Raw genomic sequence first — 21,694 nt, forward strand, 5'->3', positions numbered from 1 at the left:
CTGGCGCGCCGGCCCCGCTTGACGCGGCGCACCCGCACCACATCCGCACGCACCCGGAACGAGGAGGCCATGCGAACTCCCCGCAACACCCCCGACGCCACGGCGCAGCCGCCGGCGCCCGCGCCCGGACCCAAGGAGCGCGGACGACGGGCTCACGCAGGACCGCCGGCCGACGAGACGCCCCCGCCCGCGGCGTCACGCGAAGTCCCGGCAGGCGACGCGGCGCAGGGCGCCGGGACGGCGACCGAGCGACGACGGCACGGAATGCGCCCCAGGACCGTCCGCGCGAAGATCGTGTCGCTGCTCATGGTCCCCGTGGTGTCGCTGCTCGCCCTGTGGGGATTCGCCACCGTCACCACCGCGCAGGACGTCTCCCGCCTGCGCCAGCTCCAGCGCGTCGACGCCGACATCCGCGGACCCGTCGCCCAGGCCGTCACCGCCCTCCAGGCCGAACGCCGTGCCGCCGTACGCCAGATCGCCTCCCCTGGAGCCGGCCGCGCCGCCGAGCTGAAGGCACAGGCAGGCCGTACCGACGCCGCGATTTCCCGGCTCCGGCTCGGCGACGGCCACACCGTCGGCGACACCGGCGACCTGCCGTCCGAACTCGGCGAACGCGTCGGCCGCTTCGTCCGGCAGACCGAGGCCCTGCGCCCCCTGCGCACCGGCGCGACGGACGGCACCGCCGACGGCGACCGGGTCTACACGGCCTACACCGACGCCATCGCCACCGCCTTCGAGGTCGGCGGCGCGCTCGCCGCGCTGCAGGACTCCCGGCCCGGCGCGGACGCGCGCGTCCTGCTCGAGTTCGCCCGCGCCGGCGAGATGCTGTCCCGCGAGGACGCCCTGCTCGGCTCCGCGCAGCTGACCGGAAGCCTCGGCGCGCCGCGGCTCCGCCTGTTCAGCGGGGCCGTCGCCAACCGCCGTACCCTGCTCGCCGCGGCCACCGCGGACCTGCGCGGCGACGCCCGCGACGACTGGCGCGCCCTCGCCGGCCGGGACGGACACCGGCAGCTGAGCGCCGCAGAGGACCGCATCGTCGCCGCCCCCGCCGGCCGTCGCGCCGCCCAGGCGGTCCCCGCCGCCACCTGGGACGCCGCCCACGCCGCCGTACGCGACGGGCTCGCCGCCGTCGAGCGGGACGCCCGGCGGGCTGCGGCGGAGGCGGCCGACCCGTTCGCCGGCGGTCTGTTCACCGCCGGCGGCGCGGCGGTGCTGCTCGGCCTGGCCGCCGTCGCCGCCTCCCTCGTCATCTCCGTACGCATCGGCCGCGGACTCGTCGTCGAGCTGATCGGCCTGCGCAACACCGCCCTCGCGATCGCCCGCCGCAAACTCCCGGACGCCATGCGGCGGCTGCGCGCCGGCGAGGAGATCGACGTGGCCGCCGAAGCCCCGCCCGGACGCCCGGCGCAGGACGAGATCGGCCAGGTCGGCGAGGCGCTCGCCACCGTCCACCGGGCCGCGCTCGGTGCCGCCGTCGAACGCGCCGAACTCGCCAGCGGGATCTCCGGCGTCTTCGTCAACCTCGCCCGGCGCAGCCAGGTACTCGTCCACCGCCAGCTCAACCTGCTCGACAGCATGGAGCGCCGGGTCGACGACCCCAACGAACTGGGCGACCTGTTCCGGCTCGACCACCTGACCACCCGCATGCGGCGGCACGCCGAGAGCCTGATCATCCTGTCCGGCGCGGCCCCCGGGCGGGCCTGGCGGCTGCCCGTGCAGCTCACCAATGTGGTGCGGGCCGCGGTCTCGGAGATCGAGGACTACGCCCGGGTCGAGGTCCGGCGGCTCCCGGAGACGGCCGTCGTCGGCGCCGCCGTGGCCGACCTGACCCACCTCCTGGCCGAACTGATCGAGAACGCGGCCCAGTTCTCGCCGCCGCACACCAAGGTCCGGATCAGCGGCGAGCCCGTCGGCAACGGCTACGCGCTGGAGATCGAGGACCGCGGGCTCGGCATGGGGCCGGACACCCTCGCCGAGGCCAACAGCCGCATCCGCCAGTCCGAGGCCCTGGACCTGTTCGACAGCGACCGGCTCGGGCTCTTCGTGGTCAGCCGGCTCGCCTCCCGCCACGACGTCAAGGTCCACCTGCGCACCTCCCCGTACGGCGGTACGACCGCGGTCGTACTGATTCCCACGGCGCTGCTCCAGGGCGCGCTGCCGCCGGGGAGCCGCGATGCCGGGGAGGCGAGCGAGGCGGGGGAGCCGGAGGAGCGCGTGGAGCGCGTGGAGCGGGCAGGGGTGCCGGCCCAGCGGCCGATGCCCCCGATCGCCCAGTCCCCGCGCCGCGCCCTGTGGGGAGCCGACGGTGGTGCGGACACAGGACGCGGCGCGGACGAGCAGCCCCCGGCACCGGTCACGACGCTGCGCCTGCGCAGCGCGCCGACTGCGGAGACGCGGCCGGTGCCGGAGCCGATGCAGGAGCCGATGCAGGAGCCGGCGGTGGAGCCGGCCATGGAGCCGCAAGGCGGCGCGGATGGGGCCCTGCCCCGGCGCGTACGGCAGGCCAGCCTCGTCCCACAACTGCGCGAGGCGCCCCGGTCCGACCAGCCCTCGACCCGGGGTCCGGCGGCCGACGGGCGAGGCGAGCGCACCCCGGAACAGGTCAGGGACCGGATGACCGCGTACCGCGAGGGCTGGGCCCGCGGCGGCGGAGCCGTGCCCGGGGCCCGCAGACCGCTCGGCACAGGTTTCGGCACTGACGGCAGCGAAGGAGACGACGCATGATCGACCACGACAGGGTGGCCCAGCACCGCTCCGGTGAACTCGATTGGCTGCTCGACGACCTCGTCGCCCGGGTCCGCGAGGTCCGGCACACCGTGGTGCTGTCGAACGACGGGCTGGCGATCGGCGCGTCCAGGGGCCTGAGCCGCGAGGACGCGGAGCATCTGGCAGCCATCGCCTCCGGCTTCCAGAGCCTCGCGAAGGGCGCCGGACGCCAGTTCGGCACCGGCGGGGTGCGGCAGACGATGGTCGAGATGGACGACGGCTTCCTGTTCGTCGCGGCCGCCGGCGACGGCTCCTGCCTCGCCGTGCTCAGCTCCGTCGCCGCCGACATCGGCCTGATCGCGTACGAGATGGCACGCCTGGTCAAGCGCGTGGGCGAGCACCTGTACACGCCGCCCCGCGTGACGGCGACCCCGCCGGCCGCCGGCTGACCCGGACCCCCGGAGACACCCATGAACCACCACAGCACCACCGCCGGCGGAGGCGGGCACGGAGCGCTGCCGGGCGGCCAGTGGTACGACGCCGAGGCCGGCCCGCTGGTCCGCCCGTACGCGATGACCGGCGGCCGGACCAAGCCCGGACCGAGCAACGTGCGGTTCGACCTCATCGCGCTCGTCGTCGTGGACGACGACCCGCCGGGCGCGGCCGAGGAGTCGCTCCTCGGCCCCGAGCACCGGACACTGCTCGCCCTCTGCCGGGCCGAGACGCAGTCCGTGGCCGAACTCGCCGCGGACGCCGACCTGCCCGTGGGCGTGGTCCGGGTGCTCCTCGGCGACCTGCTCGAATCCGGCTTCGTGAAGGTCAGCCGGCCCGTACCACCCGCACAGCTCCCCGACGAGCGGATCCTGAAAGAAGTGATCGATGGCCTCCGAGCGCTCTGACAGCAGCTTCGCCGGCAACGGCGCGGGCGCGGACACCGCTCCCCTCGCCCTGAAGATCCTCGTCGCCGGCGGGTTCGGCGTCGGCAAGACCACCCTGGTCGGCGCGGTCAGCGAGATCCGCCCGCTGCGCACCGAGGAACAGCTCAGCCAGGTCGGGGAGTCGGTCGACGACACCGACGGGGTCGCGCAGAAGACCACCACGACGGTGGCGATGGACTTCGGCCGCATCACGATCCGTGCGGGGCTGTCCCTGTATCTGTTCGGCACGCCGGGGCAGGACCGGTTCTGGTTCCTGTGGGACGAGCTGGCACAGGGCGCGCTCGGCGCGGTCGTACTCGCCGACACGCGGCGCCTGGAGGACTGCTTCCCCGCGGTGGACTACTTCGAGCACCGGCGGATTCCGTTCGTGGTGGCCGTGAACTGCTTCGCCGGCGCCCGGAACTACGGGGCGCACGAGGTGTCGCAGGCGCTCGACCTGGACCGGGGGACGCCGGTGGTGCTGTGCGACGCGAGGGACCGCGACTCGGGCAAGGAGGTCCTGATCCGGCTGGTGGAGTACGCGGGCCGGATGCACACGGCGCGGCTGCTGGACTCGGTCGGGTAGCTTCCGGGACCCGGGAGTCCTTGTCGGGCGCTACTGGGAGCCACGGGCGCTACGGGGGCTACCGGGCCAGGACTCGTCCGGTGGATCATGGGCCGAGCCAGAGCGAGAGCCGGACCGAGGCGAGGGCCGGCCAGTGCCCTCATCGTGTTGACCGCTCCTGGCAGGCAGTGCTGGAGTCGGCACGTGGACAGCATCCCCGCCAACCGGCGGCTCTGGAACCGGATCAGCAGCGCCTATCAGCACGAGCACGACCCGCAAATCGGCGCCGCACCACGGCTGTGGGGCATGTACTCCATCCCCGACGCGCACCTGCACGCCCTGGGTGATGTCACCCGCAAGCGCGTCCTCGAACTCGGCTGCGGCGCCGGCCAGTGGTCCAGGGCGCTCGCCGCCGAGGGCGCCACCGTGGTCGGGCTCGACCTGTCCGAAGCCCAACTTGCCGCAGCGGTCGCCGCGATGGGAGCGGACCGCTATCCGCTGGTGCAAGGCGCCGCCGAACAACTCCCCTTCGCCGCCGACAGCTTCGACCTGGTGTTCTGCGACTTCGGTGGACTCAGCTGGGCACCCCCGCACCTGGCCGTCCCGCAGGCCGCACGCGTCTTGGGCCGAGGCGGGCGCCTGGTGTTCAACGTCGCCAGTCCATGGTTCGAAGCCTGCTACGACGAAGCCGCCGGCCGCGTGACCACGACGCTGCAGCAGGACTACTTCGGGCTGAACACCATCGCCGAAGACGACGGCGCGACCAGCTATCAGCTCACCTACGGCGGCTGGGTCAAGGTCCTGCGCGGCGCGGGTCTCGTCATCGACGACCTCATCGAGCCGCGGCCCGAACTCGGAACACCCAACGGCTACAACGAAACCGACCCACCCGACTGGGCACACCGCTGGCCGGCGGAACTGCTCTGGGTAGCCCGCAAACCGTAAGCTCCGCCGCGCCGAGACGGAACTAACCGTGATGCTTGCCCAGTTCACGACTGTGCGTAAGGCTTACGCGGGACACGCGGAGCCTGTGAAACGGGGCCGCAGCAACGGGGAGGACCGAAGATGGCGCTGGACAAGGGGCTTGACTGGCTCCTCGATGACCTGACGCGACGGGTGGAGTACATCCGGCACGCGCTGGTGCTGTCGAACGACGGGCTGGTCACGGGGGCGAGCGCGGGACTGGAGCGGGAGGACGCCGAGCATCTCGCGGCGGTGTCGTCCGGGCTGCACAGTCTGGCGCGGGGCTCGGGCCGGCATTTCCGGGCGGGCAAGGCGCGCCAGACGATGGTGGAGTTCGACGACGCGATGCTGTTCGTGACGGCGGCCGGCGAGGGCAGCTGTCTGTGTGTGCTGAGTGCGGCGGAGGCGGACGTCGGTCAGGTCGCGTACGAGATGACGCTGCTGGTCAACCGGGTCGGCGAGCACCTCGGCGTGGCGGCGCGGCAGCCGGGGGTGGCGGGGGTCGCCGAACGCTGATCCGGGGAGTGCGTGGCGAGTTGTCCACAGGGCAGGGCGCACCTCGACGCGTTCGGTCACTCTGAGCTACGATCGTCACCGAGGGTAAGTATCACTCGCGGGGGAGGATCGTGATGACCACGACCGAAGGCACACAGCTGCACGCGCAGCACGACACGCAGCACGACGCGCAGAACGCGGAGACGGGCGCTTCGGCGCTGTCGCCGGGGCCGGCGGCGCACCGACTGGCCCTGAAGTGGGACGAGTTCGAGCTCGCCGTGCAGATGGGGCTGGTGCGCACCCTGCCGGGGACCGGGCCGCGGATCCGGGTGGAGACCGACGAGATCGAGCGGTTGTGCGCGGCCCCGGACTTCCCGGAGGGGCTGCGCGAGCGTGTGCGCGCGGTGGGCACGGCGGAGGCGGCGCAGTTACTGTCCGTCTCGGCGGAGCGCTTCACCTGGCTTGCGCGCACCGGGCACATCAGGCCGGTGCGGTTCTACCTGAACCGCTACAACACCGTCGTCTGGCTCTATCTCGCGGGGGAACTCCGGGAATTCGCCGAGGAGCATCCCGGGCTGCTGACGGCCAGGATGGGCCGCGAGGCCCGCGACCGGAGGGCCGCGGGCGAGGACCGGCGGCCGAGGAACTGGCGGGCCAGGAGGCTCGGACTGCTGCTGCGGGCCACGGACGACCCCTGGGAGAGGGCGGCGGCCATCGCCTCCCTGCTGGATCCGGTGCAGCTCGCCCAGGTCGTCGGGGATCCGTACGAGCGGTCGTTCCTGCTGCGGCTCAGGCCACCGCTGCCGCCCGGGCTGCCCGAGGGGGCATCGGCCCGGGAGGTCGCCGACCGGCTGATGGTGGCCGACGACCCCGACGAGATCTTGTGGCACCGGACGAGCCTGGCCATGGCCCTGGAGGAGGCGCGCCTCCTCCAGGCCGCGCCGCGGCCGACGGCCCGGACGTCTCGACCACCCGCACCGGCGCCCACGGCCGGCGTGCGGCCGCGAAGCGGCAGGCGGACGCGGGAGTCGGTGCGGCCGCCGACGAACTCGCGCGGCCTGCTGACCCGGCTGAGGCTACGCCGCGGCCCTCGGTCCGAGGAGTGCCCGGCCGAGGCCGGGCGATGGGCGGAGTCGGGGAGACGGGGATGACTGCCTGAGGGAGCGGGGCTGACGGGTACAGGCGGATGTGGGCCGGGCCGGCGGACGCGGCTGCAGTCGGCTGCCGTCTCCGTCGACGCCGCTGGCCCAGCGCGTGCGGGGGCGGGCTGAGGCGGGGACCATGGGCGCATGCTGCTGGTGCGTCTCGCGGACGTTTCCCGTCAGGTCGCCGCTACCTCCAAGCGGTCCGAGAAGATCGAAGCGTTGGCAGGGCTGTTCGCCGAGGCGGAGCCGGAGGAGAGTCCGCTGGTCATCGCCTATCTCGCCGGAAGCCTGCCGCAGGGACGGATCGGCGTGGGGTGGAGCGTGCTGAAGCAGGCGGTTCCGCCGCAGATCGAACCTGCCGAACAGCCGGCGCTGACGCTGACCGAGACGGACGCCGCGATGACGGAGCTGGCGACCGTGTCGGGCGCGGGGGCGCAGGCCGAGCGGCTCCGGCGGGTCCGGGAGCTGATGGCGTCGGCGACGCAGGGGGAGCAGGAGTTCCTGCTCCGGTTGCTCGGTGGGGAGGTGCGGCAGGGCGCGCTCGACGCGATCGCTCTGGAGGGCGTCGCGCGGGCGGCCGGCGTGCCGGCGGACCGGTTGCGGCGTGCGGTGATGCTGGAGGGTTCGCTGCCGCGGGTGGCCCGGGCGGTGCTCGCCGAAGGTGCGGCGGTGCTGGAGACGTTCTCGCTCCGGGTCGGCAGTCCCGTGCAGCCGATGCTGGCCCACACGGCAGGATCGGTCGGCGAGGCGGTCGACGCGCTGGGACGCTGCGTCGTGGAGGAGAAGCTCGACGGCATCCGCATCCAGGTGCACCGGCTCGGCGACGTGGTCACGGTCTACACCCGGTCGCTCGACGACATCACGGGCCGGCTGCCGGAGGTGGTGGCGGTGGCCCGGGGACTCGTGGCGGACTCGTTCGTTCTCGACGGGGAGGTGCTCGCGCTGGACGAGGAGGGCCGGCCGCTGGCCTTCCAGGACACCGCCTCCCGGGTCGGCTCCCGCGTCGATGTCGACACCGCCCGCACCACCCGACCGCTGTCACCGGTCTTCTTCGACGTCCTGGCCGTCGGAGGCGAGACCCTGATCGACGAGTCGGGGGAGCGCAGGCACTCCGCGCTCGCCCGACTCCTGCCGGAGCACCTGAGGGTGCGCCGGACCGTTGTCGACGACGCCACGTCCGCCGAACAGAAGGAGGCAGCCGAGGAGTTCTTCGCCGAGACCCTGCGCCGGGGCCACGAGGGCGTGCTGGTGAAGGCGCTGGACGCGCCGTACGTCGCGGGGCGCCGGGGCCGCACCTGGTTGAAGGTCAAACCCGTCCACACGCTCGACCTCGTCGTCCTCGCCGCCGAGTGGGGGCACGGCCGCCGCACCGGCCTGCTGTCCAACCTGCACCTCGGTGCGCGGACCGCCGACGGAGGCTTCGTGATGCTGGGCAAGACGTTCAAAGGGCTCACCGACCAGGTGCTGCGGTGGCAGACCGAGCAGCTGAGGGAACGCGCCGTCGAGGACGACGGGTTCACCGTCCGGGTGCGGCCGGAGCTCGTTGTGGAGATCGCGTACGACGGAGTCCAGCGGTCCTCGCGCTACCCGGCCGGGGTCACGCTCCGGTTCGCCCGGGTCGTGCGGTACCGGCCGGACAAGCGGGCCGACGAGGCCGACGCCGTCGACCGGCTCACGGGCGGCGGCCCAGCCGGCGCCGAGGGCGTCGGCTGAACCTCGGTCGGCTCAGTCGTCGCTGGTGTAGCAGCGGCGGGCCCAGAGCGGAAGCACGTACCAGCAGAGGAGGTACCAGACGACCAGACCTGACACCAACCACGGCACGTACGGGGCGCGCGTCGCGAAACGGAGGACCAGCAGCAGGGCCGAGCCGAGGGTGGCGAGCAGCAGCGCGAGCCCGACGGCGATGAGCCGGGAGGTCCACTTCACCGCCTGCGGCTTGAGGCGCCGGCCCGCGACGATTCGGTGGAGCGAGACCGGCCCGATCAGCGCGCCGGTGGCGGCGGAGCCGAAGGCCACCGTCGCGACGTAGAGCGTGCGGTCGCTCGACGTCAGGTCCACGAAGCGCGGGGCGAAGACGACGGTGAACAGGAAGCCGAGCAGGACCTGAACACCGGTCTGGGCGACGCGGATCTCCTGCATCAACTCGCTCCAGCGGCGGTCCGCCCGCTCGTTCGGCGTCTCCCGCCGGCCGTGGTACAGGCCGTCCATGCCCTGGCCGCCCCGGTCGGGCCGACGGTCCGGGTCGCCGCTGTCGGCACGGTCTCGTTCCTGCCCGGACATGCGGCCTCCTCGGTCTCGGCGGCCCCCGCCGGGCGGCCCCTGCGGAAGCCGTACCCGGAGCGGGCGCGGGGACCGCCGGCGCTGGGCCGGCCGGGTGAGGGCTCGCGGAGCGGCGGGGGCGGGGTGATGCTGGAGGGTGACGCCGGAGGGGGCCGGGAGGAGATGAAGGACGTGGACGACCGACACATCGACACCGATGTCACCGTGCAGCTGAGCTGCTCCGGCGAGGACGCCAGGGCGGTGTTCGAGGCCCTCGACCGGGTCTACGCGATCGATGATCCGCCGACGGCCGAGCGGGTGCCGCAGGTCCCCGCGCCGACCGTGTGGATGGCCACCTTCGACACGGCGGCGTCACGGGGCGCGGCGGCCCGCCCGATGCATCTGTCCAGCGAAGTTCCCGTGCTCCTCACCGGCGGGTACCACGCGGTCGACGAGATCGAGAAGGTGCTGGCGCAGTCCTTCGACGTGCGGTCGCTGGAATCGGTCTCCGGAGACCAGGAGACCGAGGCCCGCCTCCTGCTCGCCTCCCGATGACCCTTCCGGGGCCCCGGGGCGGTGTGGAACTCCGCCCCGGGGGCCTCGGGTCTCAGGGACCCCATCGGCTCAATAGCCGCGCCTCTGTCGCTCAGACCACCGCGCCCGTGCCCGTGCGGGCGGGGCGGCGGGCCGGGCGCGGTGGGGCCGGGCGGTGGGTCTCCAGGATCACCGCGAGCGGCATCGCGGTGAACACCGTGGAGCCGACGCCGGCGACCACGCCGGCGAGCAGCGCCACCGAGAAGTCGGCCAGCGAGTCGCCGCCGAGCACGGCCAGGGCGACCAGGACGAAGATCGCGCCCATGCCGGTGTTCACTGTGCGCGGCACGGTCTGCAGCACCGCCCGGTCGGCGAGGTCCGGCCAGGCCCCCTGCGGGTGGGCGCGGCGCAGTTCGCGGAGCCGGTCGAGGACGACGACGGTGTCGTTCACCGAGTACCCCACCACTGTCAGCAGCGCCGCGAGGAAGACGCTGTCGACCGGCCGGCCCAGCCAGGCGAAGAGCCCCACGACGAGCAGGACGTCCTGCACCATGGAGGCGACCGCCGCCGTCGCCATCGTCCAGCGGAACCGGACGCTCAGATAGACGAGTTGGGCCGCGACGGCCACGCCCAGCGCGATCAGCGCCTTGCCGCGCAGTTCGTCGCCCAGGCTCGGGCCGACCGCCTCGTCCCGCTCGACGGTGACCGTGCCGCCGGGGGCCGACAGCGCCGTGCGGATGCGCTCCTGCTCGTCGTTGGCGAGTTCCCCGGTCCGTACGGTGATTCCGTCGTCGCCCGAGGACTGCACCACGGCTTCCGGGAAGCCCGCGTCCGCCACCGCCGTGCGGGCCGTGTCCGCGTCGACCGGCCGGCTCGTCGCGTACTCCACCAGGCGCCCGCCCGTGAACTCCACGCCGAACTCGAGGCCCCGCAGCCCGATCCCGGCCAGCGCGACCAGCAGCAGAGCGGCGCAGGAGCCCAGCCACAGCCGTCGCCGGCGCATCAGCCGGGGCCGACGGCGGTCCAGCCAGTCCCGCACCCGCCCGGTCGAGGCGATGCCGGTGATCCCCGGCCGCAGCCGCACGAACCGGGTCCGCACCGCCCAGTCGGCGAGGACCCTCGTGATGACCAGCGTCGACACCATCGCGGCCAGTACACCGATCGCCAGCGTCACGCCGAAGCCCTTCACCGGACCGGTCGCGAAGACGAACAGGAGCCCGGCGGCCAGGAGCGTCGTCACGTTCGAGTCCACGACAGCGGTCCACGCCTTCGCGAAACCGGTCCGCAGCGCGCGGTCCGCGTCCGGTACGCGCCGCAGCGCGTACTCCTCCCTGGCCCGTTCGAAGACGAGCACATTCGCGTCCACCGCCATGCCCACGGCCAGGACGAAACCGGCGAGGCCGGGCAGGGTGAGCGTCGCGCCGAGGGTGACGACGGCCGCGTACGAGATCAGCCCGTAGAGCGCGAGCGCGCAGGTCGCGAGGGCGCCGAGCAGCCGGTACACGAACACCACGAACAGGCCCGTGCACGCCAGTCCGATCAGCGCGGCCCAGGCGCTCGCCCGTACGGCCTCGGCGCCCAGCGTCGGGCCGACCGTGCTCTGCTCGACGGCCGTCACCGGCACCGGCAGCGCTCCGCCCTCGATCAGGGCGGCCAGCTCCCGGGCCTCGGCGGCGTCGAAGCCGCCGGTGATCGTCGCGGACCCGCCAGGGATCCCCGCCCCGCAGGCCACCGACTGCTGCATGCCGGGCGCGGACACGATCCGCCCGTCCAGGACCACCGCGACCCGCCGGGCCGGATCGCCGGGCGCGGCGCAGGCCGCCCGGCCGGTCAGCCGCGACCACTCCTTCCCCGCCTCGCCGTGGAACGCGAGGTCGACGTTCCACCGCCCGCCGCTCTGCGGGTCGACGACGGCTCGCGCGCTCTTCACCCCGTCACCGGTCAGCGCGGCCGGTCCCAACTGGAGGAAGCGGCCCGGGGCGTCGGGGTCCGCGAGCGCCGTCGCGGACCCGGTGGCGCTCTCGCCGGTCACCGGACGGAAGGCCAGCTGGGCGGGACGGCCGATGGCCTCGGCGGCCTCGCGCGGATCGCGGACGCCGGGCAGTTCGATCACGATCCGCCGCTCTCCGGACCGCGCGAGCGACGGCTCGGCGACCCCGAGCGCGTCCACCCGCTGCCGCAGTACTTCGAGGGTCCGCTGGGTGGCGGCCGCGTCGGCGACGACGGTGGGCGAGTCCTGGGTCTCCAGGACGATGCGGGTGCCGCCGCGCAGATCGAGGCCGAGCCGGGGCGCGGTGGTCAGGGCGAAGAAGAGGGACAGGGCGACGACTGCGAGCGCGACGAGCGCGCGCCAATGACGTGAGGACAAGGATGCTCCACGGAAGAGTCTGGGCGGAGCGGGCTACGGGCAGGCCGTAGCGCCGCGGGACCTCAACTGCTCCGCGGAGAGGGCGGGCCACGGCTGAGCCGCGGCTGGTACGGGGCGGCGGGCGGTGCCCGCTCGCGCCGGACCTCGGCGAGCGGTCCGGGCAGGACCGGCGCGCGATACGAGGTGGCGACGACCCCGGCCGCCGGAGGCGGCGGCAGCGGCGGCTGCGCTCCGTGCGCGGGAGCCGACACGTCCTGCTCCGCCGCGTGACGCCCGCTCTGCTCGGCCCGCACCACGCGGGTCGCCTGCGTCGCGGGGGCGGTGGCGGCCTGCCCGGGCGTCGCCGTGCGAGGCACGACGGACGAGGTCATGGGGCCGACGACGGACGAGGGCGCGGGGCCTGACACGGACGAGGTCGCGGGGCCCGCGGGGGACATCGACACGCGCAGGGAGGCGGACGGGGACGTCGGCAGCGTGACCGGCGCGGCGGCGGAGGCCTCACCTCCGCCCGCGAGGACGAGGAACAGCGACCAGAGCGCCGACGCCACGAACGTCAGGGCAGCCGTCACCGCGTGACGCGACCGTCCGCGCATACGACCCACCCCCCTCGTCCGAACGCCTCAGCCTAGACCACGCGCGCGCCCCCTGCGCCGGAGGGCAGGGCTCCGTAAATCGCCGTTGCCGCAGGGCTGTTCACCGCCCGGCGCCCGCCCGATGCTGAACGCGCGGTGCACGGCGGCCGGGCGCGGTGTTCCCGCGGTGGGGACCGCCCGAGCCCCGGCACCGGGGGAGGCGACCATGCCCATGCTCGTGATCGAGGGAACGTACCGGATCGCCGGGGCCCGCCCCGACGGCGATTCGGTACGCTTCCACCCCCACGACCCGGCCCACTGGGACCTCGTGGGCGGCCGGAACCGCGTCCGCCGCAACAGCGCCGGAGGCGCGCAGCTCCGGCTCGACGGGATCGACGCCCTCGAGACGCACTACCGTCCGCCCGGCGGCGCCGAGCTGCACCAGCCCGCGCCGTTCGCCGGGGCCGCCGCCGACGCGCTGATCGCCTGGCTCGGCTTCACCGGAGTCCTGCGCGACGAGCACGGCACGGTCGACGCCGCGGAACCCGCCGCCGCTCCGGGGTACCTCTTCACCCGCGGCGCGGATCTGCACGGCCGCTGCGTCGCCATAGCCGGGCGGGGGACCGCCCCCGCGCCCAGCGGCACCCTGCTGCACCTCGGCCCCGAGTTGCTGCGGGCCAGCGCCAACCACCACCAGCTCGCCGAGGGCCTGGCCTATCCGACGTACTACACCAAGCTCTTCCACGACCTGCGAGACGAACTCACCGCCGCGGTGCTCGCCGCGCGCGAGGCGGGACGGGGGCTCTGGCCGGCCGACCAGACCGTGTCCGGGGCGAAGATCGACGGCATCGTGGCGCTGACGGACGGCGCGGTCCTGCTGCCGAAGCTGTTCCGGCGGCTCGCGGACTACCTCGCGATCGGCGCCGGCGACCCCTCGCTCGCCGGTTTCCGCGCCTTTCTCGCCCAGCGCCGCGACCGGGTGCTGGTGCTCTCGCGCGGACAGTTCACCGGTCTGGACACCGTCGTCGAGGTCGCCGACGCGACGGTGCGTCTGACGCGGCCGCCGGAGGATCTGGTCTTCGAGGAGCGCTGAGCGGGGACGGGTGCCGGGGGGAAATGCCCGGTGGGTGGCGTCGTGAGGTGACTCACACCGAAGAGGGGGAGAAGTCCGGAACACCGGAGCATGGTTTATCGTTCATTCAGATGTGGCCGTGAATACATGGCGTGCCTGCCCCTTCCCCCCCGGGTAAGGCAACGCTCCGGCCACGACAACGGCCCCGGCTGGAATCCCCCGTCCAGCCGGGGCTCTGTCGTACCCCGTGGCGAAGCGGCAGAGACATGGGGCGAAGCGGCAGCGACGCCGAAGAGGCACGGTGACCGCGTCGGGCCGTGTTCACTGGCCCACGCGGCCGTCGATCCTCTCGCGCAGCAGGTCGGCGTGGCCGCAGTGCCGCGCGTACTCCGAGATCTGCATCATGAGGATCTCGCGCAGCTGCCCCTCACCGCCGGGCCGGGCGCCCAGGTCGGCGAAGCCGGCGACGAAGCGGTCGGTCAGTTCGATCTCAGACCGCCACCGGCGCCACGCCTCCTCCACCACCGCCGGATCGGCGACCGCGCCATTCCAGTCGGCGTCGCGGTCCTCGGCAGTGCGGTAGATCCGGGGCGAGTCCTCGCCCGCGAGCCGGCGGAAGTGTCGCTCGTCCTCGGCCATGTGTCGCACCAGCCCGAGCAGGGACATCGTCGACGGCGGAACCGAGCGCCGGGCCATCTGCTCGGGGTCCAGGCCCGCGCACTTCATCTCCAGGGTGAGACGGAAGTGCCGCAGCCCGTCCAGCAGCGCGCCGCGTTCGTCGGTCGTGACGGCATCGCTCTCGCGCGGATCGTCGTCGGGATCCACCCACATGTCGGTGTGAACGGTCGCGGGCGTCCACCGCGTCGGCTCTGCCGCCGCGCGCTCGTGCGCGCGCTCCCGTTCACCATGCCGGGCGTGCTCGTCGTGCCTGTCGGAGTCCATCCCGGCATCGTGGTGCGCCCCGACGGCGTCCGCCAGCGAATAAGCGAATAGGCGATTATCGGGGTCGTCAGGCCCCGAGCCAGAGGTCCGGGCCGAACACCTCGTAGTGGACGTCGGCCGCCGGGAGTCCCCGGCCCAGCAGATCGCCGCGCACGGCCCGCATGAACGGGAGCGGGCCACAGAGGTACGCGGTGGTGCCGGCCGGCAGGTCCAGCAGGCCGACCTCGGCGCGGCCCTCGCGTGCGCCGGAGTCGCCCGGCTCCTCGTACCAGAGGTGCAGCCGCGCGTTCGGCAGCGCGTCGGTCAGGCTGAGCAGCTCGCTCCGGTGCGCGTGCGCGGCGGGGGAACGGTCGGCGTGCACGACGGTCACCGGGCGGGTGGAGCCGGTGCGGACCAGGTGGTCGAGTATGGCCAGCATGGGCGTGCTGCCGATGCCCGCCGAGGCGAGCAGGACCGGGCCGTCGCCCTCGGGCAGAACCAGGTCGCCGAACGGGACCGACACGGACAGGACGTCACCGGGAGCGCCGTGCGCGTGCAGCCAGGACGACACCTCTCCGGCCGGGTCGCCGTCGATCCGCTTGACCGTGATCCGCCACAGCGGGCGGCCGGGGGCCGACGACAGGCTGTACTGGCGTATCTGCCGGGCTCCGTCAGGAAGTTCGACCTGGACGCTGACGTACTGTCCCGGGCGGAACGCCTCGACCGGCCGTCCGTCGGCGCGGCGCAGCAGGAACGAGACCGTGTCGGGGGTCTCCTCGTGGCGCTCCACGATCTCCATCGGCAGCCCCACTTCGCCCTCCGGGACGCCGGCCTGCGCGTAGAGGCCCGTCTCCAGGGCGATGAGCGCGTTGGCCATCAGCCAGTACACCTCGTCCCATGCCGCCGCGACGTCGGGCGTGACGGCCTCGCCGAGCACGTCCACGATCGCGGCGAACAGGTGCTGGTGCACGATCTTGTACTGCTCGGAGGTCACGCCCAGCGAGGCGTGCTTGTGCGCGATCCGGCCGAGCATGACGTCGGGGCGGGTGCCGGGGTGCTCCAGGAGCGCCCCGGCGAACGCGGCGATCGAGCCGGCGAGGGCGCGCCGCTGGTCGCCGGTGGTCTGATTGCCCCGGTTGAACACGTCGCGCAGGAGCTCGGGGTGGGCGCGGAACATCCCGGCGTAGAACCGCTCGGTGATCTCGTCGAGGGCGGCTCCGACCACGGGCAGCGTGGCGCGGACGACCGGGGTGGCCTGCTCGGAGAGCATCGTGACTCCAATTCTGGTAGATGATCTACGTATTTTCGAGCGTGCGGAAGCACGGCCCGAGCGGGGGGCAGGAGCTGTGGGGAGGGGTGGGTTGGGAGGGGTGGGTTGGGAGGGGTGTCAGCCGGGACGGGTGCCGGACAGGGCGACCAGTACGGGTCCGGTGGGGGACTCGACCAGATCCGCGACGGTGAGCGGATCGAGCGTGCTGTAGAACGCCTCCTGGGCCGACCGGAGCGCCCCCCGCAGCCGGCATGCGGCACGCAGCGGGCACGGCGGATCACCCTCGCAGGCGACGACCTCCTCCTCGCCCTCCAGCATCCGCACCAGCCAGCCGACCGAGGCGCGCCGGCCGGTCTCGGTCAGGCTCAGCCCGCCGTTCCGCCCGCGCCGTGCCTCCACGACTCCGAGGTGCTGGAGCCGGGTGACGACCTTGGCCATGTGCGCGTACGGCACGTCCATCGTCTCGGCCACCTCGCGAGTGGTGGCCGAGTCGTCCTGCCCGGAGACCGCCAGGCGCATGACGGCACGCAGCGCCAGGTCGGTGAACTTCGTCAACCGCACGACGCGACCGTATCAAACACGCATCTGAGATACGGATTAAGGGGGGTGTGTTCGACGTAAGGCGGTGCGGTCGTCGTATGGCGGCGTGCCAGACCTGAGGGGGTGTGCTCGGCTCAGCTCGTGCGGGTGCGCAGCGCCGCCAGTGCCCGGTCGGCGTGGGCGCTCATCCGGAACTCGCTGCGGACGATCTCCAGGACCGTCCGGTCCTGGTCGATGACGAAGGTGGCCCGCTTCGTCGGGGCGATGGAGAAGCCGCGCTGCACACCGAACCGGCCGCGGACCGCGCCCTCGGGGTCGGACAGGAGCGGGTAGCCGAGGGTGTGCCGGTCCGCGAACTCCTGCTGGCGGTCCACCGGGTCGCCGCTGACGCCGACCGGCTGCGCGCCGGCGGCCTTGAACTCGGCCGCCAGGTCGCGGAAGTGGCAGGCCTCGGCGGTGCAGCCCGGGGTCATCGCCGCCGGGTAGAAGAACAGCACGACGGGGCCGCCCTGCAGCAGCTCGCTGAGGGTCCGCACCGTGCCGGTCTCGTCCGGCAGGCTGAAGTCCTCGACGATGTCACCGATCTTCATCAGGCTTCCGCCCCTTCCCGGAACGTCCCGCTCCCTGCGGAACGCCGCGACCCTACCGGACGGTATGTGCTGGGGGCGACGCCGGGCCCTGCGCCTGCACACTCCTCACACGCCGGATGCCCCGCACCCCCCGTGAGCATGCGCGACGCGGGCGTGTCAAGCCTTTCGAGCGGTCAGGATCGCCAGTACCTGCTCGCCCCAGCGCAGGTTCTCCTGCTCGAACGACCGGCCCCGCATGAGGGTCAGATACGGGCCGACCCGCTCCGCCTCCCGCAGGTACGCGGCCTCGTCCCGGCCGGCCAGCAGATTCGCCCGGAGCCGGTCGAAGAGGGCCAGCCGCCCGCGCGTCCGGTCCAGATGCCTCTCGATGCTGCCGCGCACCGCCTCCGCGTCGCCCACGTCCACCGCCTGCACCTGCACCAGCAGCTCGTCTCGGATCGCCGTCGGACGCGGCTCGGCGGACGTGAAGGCGTGCAGCTCCTCGCGCCCTGCGTCCGTCAGCCGGAACAGCCGCTTGTTCGGCCTCCGCTCCTGCTGCACCACGCGCGCCGCCACGAGACCGTCCTCGGCCAGCCGGTCCAGCTCCCGGTACAGCTGCTGCGGCGTCGCCGCCCAGAAGTTGGCCACGGACACATCGAAGGACTTGGCCAGGTCGTAGCCGGAGGACTCGCCCTCCAGGAGGGCCGCCAGCACCGCGTGCTTGAGGGACATCCAGTCAAGGTAGCACTTTCGCGATTAATCGATTTCGCACCTAATCCACGCTGGTCGACGAACGCGATCGAGGTCCCGCCGTCGCCGCCCTTCGGCGACGGCCGGTCCGGGACCACTGGGCGAGGCGGGTGACCCCGGCGGCGTGTCGGACCGCGCCCGCTCGCCCCGCAGTCGTACGAACGAGTGGCTGAAGGATCACGCCCGGGGCGCGGCGGCCCGGCGCACCGCGCAGGACCCGCCCGCCGCCCCGGAACACGGCATGGGAGCAGACTCCGATGGACAGCAACGCGTTCGTCTACACGACGTACATCCTCACCACGCCCGACGACCTCTGGAAGGCGCTGACCGACCCGGAGCTCACCCGGCAGTACTGGGGCGTGGCCTTCGAGACGGAGTGGGTCCCCGGGGCAGCGATGGTGTGGGACGAGGACGGCCGGAAGACCGAGGACCCGGAACAGGTGGTGCTCGAAGCGGTGCCGGGCCGCAGGCTCTCGTACACCTGGCACACGTTCACCGCGGACTGGGCGAGGATGGCCGGCATCGGCGACGACGTGCTGGCAGGGCTCGCCGCCGAACGGCGGTCGAAGGTGACGTACGAGATCGAGCCCTCCGGCGACATCGTCAAACTGACGGTCGTGCACGACGACCTGGAGCCCGGGGGCACCATCCGCGGGCTCATCGGCGAGGGCTGGCCGGTGCTGCTCTCCAGCCTCAAGACCCTGCTGGAGACCGGCGAGGCGCTGCCGGAGCCCGCACGCTGACCCGCCGCCCGGCGCTGGTCCGTTCGAGTCGTATCCGGGGCCGGACACGCGCCGCGCCCGGCCCGTTGATCATCTTTTCCGATCGCGTCCGTTTTGATGCTTGGACACCACACACGGACGACGCGGGGAGGGCCGCCTTGGCATCGGTGCACGGGGGCGCGAGGAGCTGGGGAGCGGCGGCGGCCGTGGCGGGCGTGGTCCTGCTGGCCACCGCGGGACAGTCGCCGGGCCGCGGTCCCGGGGCCGAACCCGCGGCCCGGGCCGCCGCGGGCGACGCGAAGGCCGTGGTCTCCGTGGCCCGTACGCTCGCCGACGCGGCTGCCGTACTGGACGACTGCGCGAACGCCGACGGGGTCTGCGCGGCGACCGCCGCCGTGCACCGCACGGCGGTGCTCACCGCCCGGCCCGAACACGCCCGGGCGGGTACGGCGGAGAGCGGACCCGTCCTGGTCGCCCGGCCCGCCGGCCCGGTCGAGATCACGCTCAAGTCGCCCGGCGCGCTGGCCGAAGTCATCGTCGCCGACGCGCGCGGCCGCCGCGTCGCCGGCGCCGTGAGCCCCGACGGGACCCGCTGGACCAGCGCCGGCTCGATCCCCGCAGGCAGCCGCTTCACCGCCCGGCTCGTCGTCGAAGGCGGGGAAAGCGGCATGCGCGGCACTGTCGGCACAGGCGTCACGCGCGGTGCCGGCGGCCCAGGCGGCACGAGCGGCGAACGCCGCTTCGCGCGCCTCAAGTTCAGCACCGCCCCGGCCCGCGCCGACGACGGCCGGCTCACCGTCGCCCTCGGCCCCGGCCCCGGCCGATACGGCGTCGGCCAGCCGCTCACCGCCGAGCTGAGCCACCCCGTGCCCGTCGGCGACGAGCACGCCCGCCGCACGGTCGAACGCGCCCTGGAGGTCGCCTCGGAGCCCCGGGTCGACGGGGCCTGGCACTGGGTCGGCCCCACCACGCTGCACTACCGGCCGCGCACGTACTGGCCCGCCCACGCCACCGTCCGGGTCCGCTCCGCGCTCGACGGGGTCCCGGTCACCGACCGTCTCGTCGGAGGCCCCTCGCAGCCGCTCACCCTCACCACCGGCGACCGCGTCGAGGCCGTCGTCGACGTCGCCACCCACCACATGACCGTCCGCCGCAACGGTTACCTCGTCCGCACCGTCCCCGTCACCACCGGCAAGGCCGGCTACCGCACCCGCGGCGGCATCAAGGTCGTCCTCGGCAAGGAACGCCTGGTCCGCATGCGCGGCGACTCCATCGGCATCCCCAAGAAGAGCAAGGACTTCTACGACCTGAAGGTCCGCTGGGCCACCCGGGTCACCTGGAGCGGCGAGTACCTGCACGCCGCCCCCTGGTCCGTGGACGCCCAGGGCAGCGAGGACGTCAGCCACGGCTGCATCGGCATGAGTACCGAGGACGCGTCCTGGCTGTACGCCAACGTCCGCGAGGGCGACCTCGTCCAGGTCGTCAACGGCCAGGGCGAGGAGATGACCCCCTTCGACAACGGCTACGGGGACTGGAACGTCCCCTGGACCGCCTGGCAGCGCGGCAGCAGCCTCGGCCCCGCCGTCGGCGACGATCAGGGCGCCGGCGTCCCCCTGCGGCCGAAGGTCTGACGGCGCATCGGTCAGGGTCGGTGCGCACCGGCGCGCGCGACCGGGACGTCCAGCGGGGCCATGTCGGGTTCGCCCGGCACGACGTACTGGAACCTGAACCCCCGCCGGGGCTGAGGCGCACCGGCCGGGAAGGTGTGCGGGGCGCGCTCCCAGGCGCGCAGCGTCGCCGTACGGGCCGCGCCGCCCTCGACGCCCACCCGCAGCGACAGGTCCGACACCCGCCCGTACCGCCGCACCGGACCGACGGCCACCGTCGAGTCCGTCACCCGTACCCGCGTCAGCGCCACGCCGACCGGCCGCAGGCCCGGCGGCCACAGCGTCCACGCCCAGTTGACGTACACGTACGTGGCCCCGGCGGCCGCCCCGGAACGGACCAGCCCCAGCGAGCGCGGCGTCCGGCCCGCCCGCAGCTCGCGCAGCAGCACCTCCGGGTCCTCCGGTGTGACGCCCGCGGTGGTGAACCAGGACTCGTCCGCCCCGTGTTCCGGCCTGCCGCCCGACCCGGGCCCCCGGCGTCCCTCGCTTCCCGCCCCGCCCGCACCGCACGCCGCCGACAGCGCCATCAGCGCCGACACGAACGTCACCAGGACCGCGCGAACGACGTGGCTACGGGGCATGGGCGGTCCTCCGTCCGGGCGAGGCGCAACACGTCCGGCGCACCGGGCGGGCCGGAGTGCGTCGAGCCCCATGACAGCCCCGGCCCGTCGTGGCCGCATCCCGGGGCCGCCGAATGGGCACGGCCAGGGGCCCTTCACACCGGCGCCGGCGGCGGGCCTGGCTGCGCCGCGTCCGCCGCCGGGTTAGCGTGCCAGGGTCCGGTCATACGCGAGGGATGAGGTTTGGCAGCGGTGTCGACACCACATCACGAAGCGTTCGGCGCACCCTGCTGGGTCAGCCTGATGGCACGCGACCTCGAGGCGGCGCAGCGTTTCTACGGCGAGGTCCTGGGCTGGCGGTTCCGGCCCTCCGAGCTCGGGCCCGAGTTCTCCGTGGCCTTCCTCGGCGGGCGGCCCCTCGCCGGCATCGGAGGCATGGCCGGCAGCCTCTCCATCCCCGTGGCGTGGACCCCGTACTTCGCCGTCGACGACGCCGACGTCGCCGCCGCCCGCATCCGCGAGCGGATCGGCACCGTCGCCGTCGGCCCGCTGTCCTTCGGCACCGGCCGCGCCGCCCTCGCCGCCGACCCGCAGGGCGCGGTCTTCGGCATCTGGGAGGGCAAGGCGATCCCGGACTGGCGTTCCGACGCCGAGGACGGCGGACCCGCCTGGCTGGAGCTGCGCACCCGCGACGCGTTCGCCGCGGCGATCTTCTACGGCGAAGTGCTCGACTGGGCGAGCGGCCGGCCCGGCTGCGTCCAGGTCTCGTACGAGGGCGAACAGGTGGTCCTGAGACACGGCGGGATGGCCGTCGCCCGGCTCAGCGGCGGCGCGGTCGAGGAGGCCCCCGACCCGCAGGTGCGGCCGCGCTGGCACGTGCACTTCCGGGTGCCCGACGTGGCCGCGGCGACCGAGACCGCGGTCCGGCTCGGCGGCAGCGTGGTCCAGGGCGCGCCCGGCGAGGCGGCAGGGCGCTGGACGACGCTGCGCGACCCGGACGGCGGGGTGTTCACCATCGGCGCCGCAGGTGCCGCGGCGCCCGCCCGGCCCCGCGGCTGAGGTCCGGGCGGCGATCCGCGCCGGCGGAGTGCGTACGCCG

Annotated in this window: 22 protein-coding genes; 13 read left to right on the forward strand and 9 right to left on the reverse strand. The window is 74.0% G+C overall.

Annotated features, from left to right (window positions below):
* The first annotated feature begins 69 nt into the window (after positions 1-69).
* The 8 genes from ACGFMM_RS15900 to ACGFMM_RS15935 all read left to right on the forward strand — a co-directional run bounded on the left by ACGFMM_RS15900 (position 70) and on the right by ACGFMM_RS15935 (position 8,504).
* Positions 70-2,724, forward strand: coding sequence for a nitrate- and nitrite sensing domain-containing protein (locus ACGFMM_RS15900; RefSeq protein WP_393646889.1), 2,655 nt, complete (start codon positions 70-72; stop codon positions 2,722-2,724).
* Positions 2,721-3,155: a roadblock/LC7 domain-containing protein gene (locus ACGFMM_RS15905; RefSeq protein ID WP_393646890.1), complete on the forward strand. Its 435-nt coding sequence runs from the start codon at positions 2,721-2,723 to the stop codon at positions 3,153-3,155. Before ACGFMM_RS15900 ends, ACGFMM_RS15905 begins: the two co-directional genes overlap by 4 nt.
* Before the next feature lie 21 nt (positions 3,156-3,176).
* Positions 3,177-3,605 (forward strand): DUF742 domain-containing protein, encoded by a 429-nt coding sequence (locus ACGFMM_RS15910; protein ID WP_393646891.1) that lies wholly within the window; start codon positions 3,177-3,179, stop codon positions 3,603-3,605.
* Positions 3,586-4,209, forward strand: coding sequence for an ATP/GTP-binding protein (locus ACGFMM_RS15915; RefSeq protein ID WP_393646892.1), 624 nt, complete (start codon positions 3,586-3,588; stop codon positions 4,207-4,209). The genes ACGFMM_RS15910 and ACGFMM_RS15915 overlap by 20 nt, the downstream gene beginning before the upstream one ends.
* Positions 4,210-4,392: 183 nt before the next feature.
* Entirely contained in the window at positions 4,393-5,133 is a 741-nt protein-coding gene (locus ACGFMM_RS15920) for a class I SAM-dependent methyltransferase (RefSeq protein ID WP_393646893.1), read from the forward strand.
* 120 nt (positions 5,134-5,253) lie between these two features.
* Positions 5,254-5,667 (forward strand): roadblock/LC7 domain-containing protein, encoded by a 414-nt coding sequence (locus tag ACGFMM_RS15925; RefSeq protein WP_393646894.1) that lies wholly within the window; start codon positions 5,254-5,256, stop codon positions 5,665-5,667.
* A gap of 113 nt (positions 5,668-5,780) precedes the next feature.
* Complete coding sequence (locus ACGFMM_RS15930; protein WP_393646895.1) at positions 5,781-6,797, forward strand: DUF6397 family protein; 1,017 nt, start codon at positions 5,781-5,783, stop codon at positions 6,795-6,797.
* A 138-nt stretch (positions 6,798-6,935) separates the two neighbouring features.
* Positions 6,936-8,504 carry an ATP-dependent DNA ligase gene (locus tag ACGFMM_RS15935; protein ID WP_393646896.1) on the forward strand — a complete coding sequence of 523 codons (1,569 nt, stop codon included), beginning with the start codon at positions 6,936-6,938 and terminating at the stop codon, positions 8,502-8,504.
* A gap of 12 nt (positions 8,505-8,516) precedes the next feature.
* Here the strand turns inward: ACGFMM_RS15935 and ACGFMM_RS15940 are convergent, their stop codons facing one another.
* Positions 8,517-8,999 (reverse strand): DUF6328 family protein, encoded by a 483-nt coding sequence (locus ACGFMM_RS15940; protein ID WP_393646956.1) that lies wholly within the window; start codon positions 8,997-8,999, stop codon positions 8,517-8,519.
* Positions 9,000-9,233: 234 nt separating this feature from the next.
* Between ACGFMM_RS15940 and ACGFMM_RS15945 the strand changes: the two genes are divergently transcribed.
* Positions 9,234-9,605 (forward strand): hypothetical protein, encoded by a 372-nt coding sequence (locus ACGFMM_RS15945; protein ID WP_393646957.1) that lies wholly within the window; start codon positions 9,234-9,236, stop codon positions 9,603-9,605.
* Positions 9,606-9,696: 91 nt separating this feature from the next.
* Here the strand turns inward: ACGFMM_RS15945 and secD are convergent, their stop codons facing one another.
* Positions 9,697-11,952 carry a protein translocase subunit SecD gene (gene secD, locus ACGFMM_RS15950; RefSeq protein WP_393646897.1) on the reverse strand — a complete coding sequence of 752 codons (2,256 nt, stop codon included), beginning with the start codon at positions 11,950-11,952 and terminating at the stop codon, positions 9,697-9,699.
* A 62-nt stretch (positions 11,953-12,014) separates the two neighbouring features.
* On the reverse strand, positions 12,015-12,521 hold the full coding sequence (locus tag ACGFMM_RS15955; protein ID WP_393646898.1) for a hypothetical protein: 507 nt from the start codon (positions 12,519-12,521) through the stop codon (positions 12,015-12,017).
* Between the two features lie 229 nt (positions 12,522-12,750).
* Between ACGFMM_RS15955 and ACGFMM_RS15960 the strand changes: the two genes are divergently transcribed.
* Complete coding sequence (locus tag ACGFMM_RS15960; RefSeq protein ID WP_393646899.1) at positions 12,751-13,617, forward strand: nuclease; 867 nt, start codon at positions 12,751-12,753, stop codon at positions 13,615-13,617.
* 300 nt (positions 13,618-13,917) lie between these two features.
* Here ACGFMM_RS15960 and ACGFMM_RS15965 read toward each other — a convergent pair whose 3' ends face one another.
* From ACGFMM_RS15965 to ACGFMM_RS15985, 5 genes are all read right to left on the reverse strand, one after another.
* A complete protein-coding gene (locus ACGFMM_RS15965; RefSeq protein WP_393646958.1) occupies positions 13,918-14,427 on the reverse strand; it encodes a DinB family protein in 510 nt (169 codons plus the stop codon).
* Positions 14,428-14,605: 178 nt separating this feature from the next.
* A complete protein-coding gene (locus tag ACGFMM_RS15970; protein WP_393646900.1) occupies positions 14,606-15,787 on the reverse strand; it encodes a globin domain-containing protein in 1,182 nt (393 codons plus the stop codon).
* A gap of 117 nt (positions 15,788-15,904) precedes the next feature.
* On the reverse strand, positions 15,905-16,348 hold the full coding sequence (locus ACGFMM_RS15975; protein WP_393646901.1) for an RrF2 family transcriptional regulator: 444 nt from the start codon (positions 16,346-16,348) through the stop codon (positions 15,905-15,907).
* 113 nt (positions 16,349-16,461) lie between these two features.
* Entirely contained in the window at positions 16,462-16,917 is a 456-nt protein-coding gene (locus tag ACGFMM_RS15980; protein WP_393646902.1) for a peroxiredoxin, read from the reverse strand.
* 156 nt (positions 16,918-17,073) lie between these two features.
* Entirely contained in the window at positions 17,074-17,628 is a 555-nt protein-coding gene (locus ACGFMM_RS15985; protein ID WP_393646903.1) for a PadR family transcriptional regulator, read from the reverse strand.
* A 275-nt stretch (positions 17,629-17,903) separates the two neighbouring features.
* Here ACGFMM_RS15985 and ACGFMM_RS15990 point away from each other — a divergent pair, with 275 nt between their 5' ends.
* Positions 17,904-18,389 (forward strand): SRPBCC family protein, encoded by a 486-nt coding sequence (locus ACGFMM_RS15990; RefSeq protein ID WP_393646904.1) that lies wholly within the window; start codon positions 17,904-17,906, stop codon positions 18,387-18,389.
* Between the two features lie 146 nt (positions 18,390-18,535).
* Positions 18,536-19,999 carry an Ig-like domain-containing protein gene (locus ACGFMM_RS15995; RefSeq protein ID WP_393646959.1) on the forward strand — a complete coding sequence of 488 codons (1,464 nt, stop codon included), beginning with the start codon at positions 18,536-18,538 and terminating at the stop codon, positions 19,997-19,999.
* An 11-nt stretch (positions 20,000-20,010) separates the two neighbouring features.
* On the opposite strand, the gene ACGFMM_RS16000 is transcribed toward ACGFMM_RS15995, so the two are convergent.
* Entirely contained in the window at positions 20,011-20,616 is a 606-nt protein-coding gene (locus tag ACGFMM_RS16000; RefSeq protein ID WP_393646905.1) for a hypothetical protein, read from the reverse strand.
* A gap of 282 nt (positions 20,617-20,898) precedes the next feature.
* On the opposite strand from ACGFMM_RS16000, the gene ACGFMM_RS16005 reads away from it, so the two are divergent.
* The gene (locus ACGFMM_RS16005; RefSeq protein ID WP_393646906.1) at positions 20,899-21,654 is read left to right on the forward strand and encodes a VOC family protein; all 756 of its coding nucleotides are present in this window, start codon (positions 20,899-20,901) and stop codon (positions 21,652-21,654) included.
* Positions 21,655-21,694: the final 40 nt, after the last annotated feature.

Source organism: Streptomyces sp. NPDC048604 (genome assembly GCF_043199435.1).
Lineage (GTDB): Bacteria > Actinomycetota > Actinomycetes > Streptomycetales > Streptomycetaceae > Streptomyces.